The sequence below is a fragment of the Moorena sp. SIO2C4 genome, assembly GCF_010672485.1.
GTDB lineage: Bacteria > Cyanobacteriota > Cyanobacteriia > Cyanobacteriales > Coleofasciculaceae > Moorena > Moorena producens.
Genome location: NZ_JAAHGN010001137.1, coordinates 1 through 2,316, shown reverse-complemented (window position 1 = coordinate 2,316; position 2,316 = coordinate 1). Strand labels below are relative to the sequence as shown.

The window sequence follows — 2,316 nt, the reverse complement described above, 5'->3', positions numbered from 1 at the left end:
GAAGCAAAACCGTCAAACCCTATCCCTCTGCTCCCTACTCCCGACTCCCGACTCCCTACTCCCGACTCCCGACTCCCTACTCCCGACTCCCGACTCCCTACTCCCTACTCCCTACTCCCTACTCCCTACTCCCTACTCCCTTGCTGTCAAAACCAGCTTAGCCACTAAGCAAAGCTTCCACAAATTCATAACTAGAGAAAGGCCGCAAATCTTCAATCCCTTCTCCTGCACCAATAAACCGAATCGGTAAGCCCAGTTCCCGCACTACTGCTAAAGCGACACCACCTTTAGCACTTCCATCCAATTTTGTCAATACCACTCCACTCAGTTTTGCCGCCTCTGAGAATACTTGTGCTTGACGTAAACCATTTTGACCCAAAGTAGCATCCAGCACTAGCAACGATTCAACTTTGGCATCCGGGGCTTTTTTAGCAACAATTCGCCGAATTTTCGCCAATTCCTCCATTAGATTTTTCTTATTTTGCAATCGTCCTGCTGTATCCACCAACAGTAATTCGGTATTTCTAGATTGGGCAGCACTAATACCATCAAACACAACAGCAGCTGGATCAGTATTCTTACCAGGATTAGCAATCACTTCAGTACCACTGCGCTCTCCCCAAATCTTAACTTGTTCCACTGCAGCAGCTCGAAAGGTATCTGCTGCTGCAATTAAACAACGGTAGCCTGACTTCTGACCTAAGTTAGCGAGTTTACCAATAGTAGTAGTTTTACCAGCACCATTGACTCCAGTCATCAGCCAGATATTCAAGGTATCGTTTTCTGGAGCAAAGATCCGACTGTAATTGTTACTGTAAGGTTGCTCTAGCAAATCTCTGATGATTTGTTTGAGATATGCGATCGCTTTTTCTGCTGGTAGAGACTCCTCCCGCAACTTAGCTTGTAGAGTATCAATAATATAGTCAGTGGCCTCAATTCCTACATCTGCTTGTAGCAGCAGCGACTCAATCTCCATTACCGCGTCTTGATTCAACGGGCCTTGACCCACAATCGCCTTTATTTGGTTAATCAAGCTACGACGAGTTTTGCCCAATCCCTGACGCAGTTGCTTGAGCCAGCTAATTTCCTCGATCGAGATATCCTCAGGACTTCTTCCTTGAGATGCCAACACTTCTGCTGACCACAAGAACCCATCATCAAAGGCCAGACCCAGCATATCTTGATCTATCTCTGCTTCCCCTTCATCCTCTTCGATCACAGTTGCCACTTCGGGTTCCGGTTCAGGGGTCTCAATAGCTGTTTCCTTAAGACGTTCCAGCCGTGCTAGTCGGTTAGCACTTGCTCGACGCGCCCAGCTTGGGCCAGAAGCAGGCGTTTCTTCCTCTGTTGTCTCAGCTGATGGAGCTATATCAGTTGTCAAGCTATCTGACTCAGGGATTGGTTTATTCTCAACCAAGGTCATACCTATAGATGAGTCATGATTAGATTCTGAATCCGATGGTGTTGATACTACCTCCTCTACCATCTGATCAGAGGATTGCTCGGTTACTGGTTCCACCGTTTCAGCAGTATCTACCGAAGCTTCACTAACTGTAGACTCTTCTACTTGTGATTCTACTTGTGATTCTACTTGTGATTGTGCTTGTGATTGTGCTTGTGATTCTTCTTCAACAGCTATCTGACCTATCTCAGCGACTTCTGTAGTGTCAGTTTCCTCAGACACTTCCAATGTTTCAGCCGCTGGAGATTCAGTAGACGCTTCGGATGTTTCAGCCGCTAGAGATTCAGTCTCCTGAGATTCTTGAGGTTTTTCCGGTTTAGCCGTTGCTGCTGGCTGAGCCGTTGTATCATCTACTGGCTTACTTTCAGTAGTGTCTTCCTCTGGAGATTGATCTACTTGTTGCTTCTGAATATTTTTGTAGGCAGCTTTTGCCCAACTCAGGTAATCATCAGCTGCTGCTGAGGATGACTCTTCGACAGATTTAGAATCAGCTTGGTCTATTGGTTGTTGCTCTGTTGCCTTTTGTTCCGATTCTACTTGAGATGTATCAGAGTCCTTTTTCTCAGCAGACTCTGCGCTAGGATCAGACTTTCGGTGGAACCAATTAAAGACCATTACCCTTACTTGACTATGGCGTCAATTAACTATATATATTCAATATTTGATTTAGGTTTTGAGTGCTTAGCCCTAGGCTAATCCCTAACCTTTTCCCTTAATTTTATCGATATTTGACTTAATATTCTTAATTTTGTGATCTAGCCTGGCCTATTAGGCTAATTTTAGTCTATTCCCGATACTCCTCCTCTCTACTCCCTACTCCCTACTCCCTACTCCCTACTTCCTCCGCTATTGTA

Annotated in this window: 1 protein-coding gene; it reads right to left on the bottom strand. The window is 45.4% G+C overall.

Going from position 1 to position 2,316, the window contains the following annotated elements:
- Nucleotides 1–157 precede the first annotated feature (157 nt).
- A complete protein-coding gene (gene ftsY / locus F6K20_RS34680) occupies nucleotides 158–2,077 on the bottom strand; it encodes a signal recognition particle-docking protein FtsY (protein WP_008178517.1) in 1,920 nt (639 codons plus the stop codon).
- Between the last annotated feature and the right edge of the window lie 239 nt (nucleotides 2,078–2,316).

Excerpts from the sequence above, each read along its gene's own strand:
- ftsY (WP_008178517.1), bottom strand. The coding sequence starts at position 2,077 with ATGGTCTTTAATTGGTTCCACCGAAAGTCTGATCCTAGCGCAGAGTCT.